Genomic DNA, 4,711 nt, shown 5'->3' with positions numbered 1-4,711 from the left:
AGGGCTTTTTCTACCGCTTGTATTTTAAATCCTTCGGTATATTTTGGACTCATTTTTCTTTCCTCTAAAGTTTATTTTAGAGGCGACAACTATTCTGACACAGGGGGTATTCATAATCTAATGCGATTAGGCGTTTCCAAATCAGTGGCAATTAGTTTGGGTATGAGTTCAAAGGGATATTACCGCCTAGCAAAAACCAAGGCGGTACAACTGGCTTTAAATAACAAATGGCTAGAGTCGCAAGGCCTAGTCTCGATTAAAGACCAATGGGTTAAGTTCCATTATTTATGATGGCGATGAACCGCCCTGTGCGGAGCCGCATGCAGGGTGGTGTGGGGAGAGCTGGAGAGAAACTAGCCCTTACCCGATTTACATTTCGATATTCGACAGCCTTCAATCAATACGCAGTCACTCAACCAACGACTTTTAAAGCCGTTGACTGTAGCAGGGCAGACTTAACAGTGCACTGACTTTTGATGTAATCTTACTGATCAGTAATACCCTGAAAACAGGGTTTAAGAGCTTAGCTAAACTGCACCATTTATAACACAAAGCCCTTCCAAGCAGTAAAATGCCTGATACTCTTAGCCCTGCTACCTCATACTCAACCTTTCCAGCCAATGATAAGGAGTGAAACAGCGAGGAAAGGAAATACGATGAGCTATCACAAGCAATTACACCCAAGCAAAACAAACCAGAAAACCCTCAATGGATTTTGAAATGTAACGCCAAATTCAGTGGCCGCTGGCAGATGTTCGATGAACTCTGCAAACACACTGAGCTTTGGTATAAAATGGCCTTTAAAAAAAAGACTGTGCTGCCAGCGGTCAACTTCCGGGTAGAATCAGCCATTACTGGCCAATCCCCCCACAGATCCGTACGTGAGCAATTCACTCATACGGTTCTTCGGTAATCAAGACAAGTTTTGTCCTGACGCATAACTTTACTACCCTGCAAGCTATCAGACACTGTGCACGATTTTGGGGGTGGGTAGGGGGAACGCTTCTAGCAGTTGCTTGAACTGATCCCACGGTATGGCACTTTTGTGACTTCTTCGGCTGAGCCAATACTGCCAACCTCGGATGACAAAATGTCGTACCGCTTCCATTGATCGCATGTTACACCGTACTCCGAAATATTGGAAGTGTCCTCTTAATTTTGAGGATAGCATTTGTTGTTGCCATTTGAGCGGTTTATGTCGATTGTTCCGACACCATTCCCGCATGGCGACTATGCTTTTCCGCATTTTCTTTTTCGCTGTCTTACGCTTTATAACCCAATATCCCGCTCTTGTTCTTGCCCAAAAATGGGTGAATCCAAGAAAATCGAATGTATTCTCGCCTTTGCTGACTTGTTTCTTTAAAGCTGGCTTTTTGAACGAGAATAGTTTGGTTTTCTTTGGGTGGATGGTGAGTCCAAATCTGTCAAACCGTTTGGGTATGACTTCCATGATTTTTCTTGCATCGTCTTCATTTTGACTGCCAATGATAAAATCATCGGCAAACCGTACGATGAAACAGTGTCCTTTCATTCTAGGTTGGACTTCGTTTGTAAACCATTCATCCAGTACATGGTGTAGGTATATGTTGGCTAACACGGGAGAGATTACACCGCCTTGTGGGGTGCCTTTGTCACTGTAGCTGAGGACTTCTTTGTCAACTACGCCTGCGTTTAACCATTTCCCTATGAGCCTAATGAGGCTACCATCATTGACTCTGAGTTTGATAATTTCTATCAATTTTGCTCTGTTAATGTTGTCGAAAAATCCGCTTATGTCTGCATCTATTAACCACTTGATGTTTTTCTCCATACCGGGAGTTCGGATGTCATAAAGTGCTTGGTGAGCACTGTGTCCTTCTCTGAATCCGTGGGAGTAGTCGTGAAAGTCTTGTTCGTATACTGCTCCCAGTAACATCGCCACCGCTTTTTGCACTATCTTGTCTTCAAACTCTGTGATGCCGATAGGCCTTTTCTTTCCGCCGTCTTTGTCTATCCAGACTCGCTTGATTTTCGGTGCCACATACGTTTGATTTTTCAAACGCTGGTGCAATTCAGTCAGATTGTCTGTCAGGTTACGTTTGTAGTCCTTTGACGTGACTCCACTGAGTCCCGCTGCTCCACCTTTGCGTACCCGATGATAGGCTTCGGTTAGAAAGTCTACATCCATGCGGTGAGCCAGCGATGTAAACACCTTGGCTGGTTCTTGTTTCGCTTGCGCTGCAATCTGACGGAGGTCTGTTGATATGAGTTGTGATTTCTGTGTATCTTTCATCTTGCTTTCCGTCAGAACGTTATGCCCGGTTTCTCCTTCCCTTCAGTGGGTCGCTCGGGTCTCACTTCCCCACCTTCTCGGCTTACCTCTGCCTTCGGTACTATGATCCACTAAGACCACCGTTTTGCCATCTCGGGCTGCTTCGCTTCCGCTCGCCTCCCGATACCTTGCTAAATTTCGCTTTATTTTGTGTTCTTGTCAGGCTTTTTAAAAAAAACGCGGCCTGTTTAGCTCGTTGTTCTGGTGAAAATCGACCTGAACTACGCCCAGCCTTTTTCTTAACCGATTGGCTGTGGTTTCGGTATTTTTTTTCGCAAGGAACTAACGGTTCTCTCAAGTTCCCAGACTACCCCTATGTACACATGCCCCGCTCGCAGTCTCCGGTGGTGTCGTTAACGCTTGCCTTAGCGCGTTAAAGACTCTTGCCTTCCAGTAAATCCAAACTGTCGGCTTTCCCCGCTACTATCGCAGGTTATCGATGCTTTCCTTATCGACCACAAATATACAACTTTCGGAGATCAGTGACGCGGCCTACGCACTCACTACACCTGGCTTCATACACACCCTACTGGATATGCACGCAGGTTCATTACTGGCAAGGATGGCCTTTCTTGTCAGGTGGGAATTGGACGATTTGCTATCCTCACTCACTGGGTAATACTAACTAATTTTACGACCTTTCGGTCGGTTCCAAAGTTCTGGATTTAGCTTGACACGAGGATTTTTTTGTTATGTTTTAACACTTTTAATTATGTACTAATTTAATTTCAATATGGCAATTAACTGCTTCTGCATATTTTTTAAGCGTTGCCAACGATGGCGAATGTTTTCCACTCGTAAGTGATGATTCTAATCTAGTAATAGAAGGAGCTTTAGTTCCCATTCGTAAAGCAATTTCTGCCTGACTTAAGCCTGAGTTTTCACGTGCTAATAACATACCTCGAAGCAATGAAAACTCAGGGGCTAAACTATCATATTCATCTTTAACTTTTTGGTTAGATAAAGCATTGGCTTTTAACTCTTCATGTGTCATTGTTTAATAACCTCCAGCATTCTTTTGTTAGCAATAACAAGTTCCTTTTTCGGTATTTTTTGTGTCTTTTTAATGAACACATGGAGCATAATTATTCGTTTGCCTACTTTCGTACAAAAGAAGGCTCTTGCAATCCCTTCTTTACTTTTAACCCTTAATTCAAATAAGCCATTTTCAATTGGTTTAGTGTGTGGCATACCAAGGTTTGACCCAAATTCAATCATTAAGTCGGTTAACCTAAAATAACGAGATAAAAGCCCTTCAGGCAAGCCTAAAATACTTTCTTCAACTTCAGGACTATAATATTCAATACTCCATTCCATAAGTGGAATAATAACATATTTGTTACTTAATTCAACATTGTAATTTTAGAGTAAGCATAACGCCAAAATCAGATGCCGTTTAAAGTGGCACGGCTTTTTGCGAATAGCAAAGTCGAGTAGCCCGAAGTACTTCCCCCTCAGGCTCTCACAGAACCGTACGTGAAACTCTCGCTTCATACGGCTCCTATCATCCAACCGTTTCATTAAGTAAAGCTCCAGTGTACAAACAATTTGGGTTCACGTTGTCGATAGCCTATTATCCAGCGTACCGCTCGGCGTTCCGTTTTTAATCGTTTATACTTTTTCTTTGCCCATCTTACTAGTTTTTCATTTAAGTAAAACAATACGCGCTTAAGTTCTGCTCGTCCATATTTTCCATAGTAATTTTTCCATCCTTGCAGGATCGCTCGACTATAGTACGCTATGCTATTAAGATTGGCTTTGCTGTTTCGAAGTATTCTCCAACTGGCGATTTTATCCCTGACCTTTTTAGCTGATTTCCTGCTAATCGCTGGTGTAAAGGCGACAAAGAATTTCCCTTGCTTATTTTTACACAGCCGTGGTTTAAAGGTGTGCCCTAGAAAGTCAAAACTAACCTGAGGATAACTTCCTCGCTTACTACTGCTTTTACAGTAGGCTATTTTGGTTTTCTTTGGGTGTAGGGTCAATCCGCAATCGGTGAAGCGTTGTTCAAGTAAAGTCTTGAGTTGTTGGGCTTCTTGCTCGCTGGCACAGTGACAAACAATGTCATCTGCATAGCGTTCAAATTGTATCCCTATCCAGTGCTTTTCTACCCATGTGTCAAACACATAATGTAGGTAGAGGTTCGCTAGTAAAGGACTGATAACGCCACCTTGCGGTGTGCCTTTGTCTCTCAATTTCGGTTGTTCATCTCTGTGTTGTACGGGCGCTTTTAACCATCTCTCTATATAGAGTTTCATCCACTTTTCTGCTACATGCTTAGGAATGAGCACAAATTAATTTAGGCAAGTTCAATTTAAGAATTATAATGATGCAACTCATAAACTTTATTTAAAATCGACCCAAGATAAAACCTTACTCAAAAGAAATTGAAGCGCAGAT

At 42.6% G+C, this 4,711-nt stretch carries 4 protein-coding genes and 1 pseudogene; 1 reads left to right on the top strand and 4 read right to left on the bottom strand.

Features of this window, described 5'->3' with window-relative positions; all coding sequences use genetic code 11:
• Positions 1-291, top strand: a pseudogene (locus tag BQ7314_RS15865) (hypothetical protein); the annotation flags it as partial.
• A gap of 670 nt (positions 292-961) precedes the next feature.
• On the opposite strand, the gene ltrA reads toward BQ7314_RS15865, so the two are convergent.
• From ltrA to BQ7314_RS13490, 4 genes are all read right to left on the bottom strand, one after another.
• On the bottom strand, positions 962-2,272 hold the full coding sequence (gene ltrA, locus BQ7314_RS13505) for a group II intron reverse transcriptase/maturase (RefSeq protein ID WP_174484217.1): 1,311 nt from the start codon (positions 2,270-2,272) through the stop codon (positions 962-964).
• 745 nt (positions 2,273-3,017) lie between these two features.
• Positions 3,018-3,305, bottom strand: a complete 288-nt coding sequence (locus BQ7314_RS13500; RefSeq protein WP_174484216.1) for a helix-turn-helix domain-containing protein — start codon at positions 3,303-3,305, stop codon at positions 3,018-3,020.
• On the bottom strand, positions 3,302-3,628 hold the full coding sequence (locus BQ7314_RS13495) for a type II toxin-antitoxin system RelE/ParE family toxin (RefSeq protein WP_174484215.1): 327 nt from the start codon (positions 3,626-3,628) through the stop codon (positions 3,302-3,304). Before BQ7314_RS13495 ends, BQ7314_RS13500 begins: the two co-directional genes overlap by 4 nt.
• Positions 3,629-3,831: 203 nt before the next feature.
• A complete protein-coding gene (locus BQ7314_RS13490; RefSeq protein WP_174484214.1) occupies positions 3,832-4,602 on the bottom strand; it encodes a reverse transcriptase domain-containing protein in 771 nt (256 codons plus the stop codon).
• Positions 4,603-4,711: the final 109 nt, after the last annotated feature.

This window comes from methanotrophic endosymbiont of Bathymodiolus puteoserpentis (Logatchev), from assembly GCF_900128525.1.
Lineage (GTDB): Bacteria > Pseudomonadota > Gammaproteobacteria > Methylococcales > Methylomonadaceae > Methyloprofundus.
The sequence above is the reverse complement of the archived record's forward strand: the minus strand, read 5'-3'. Positions and strand labels throughout refer to the sequence as shown.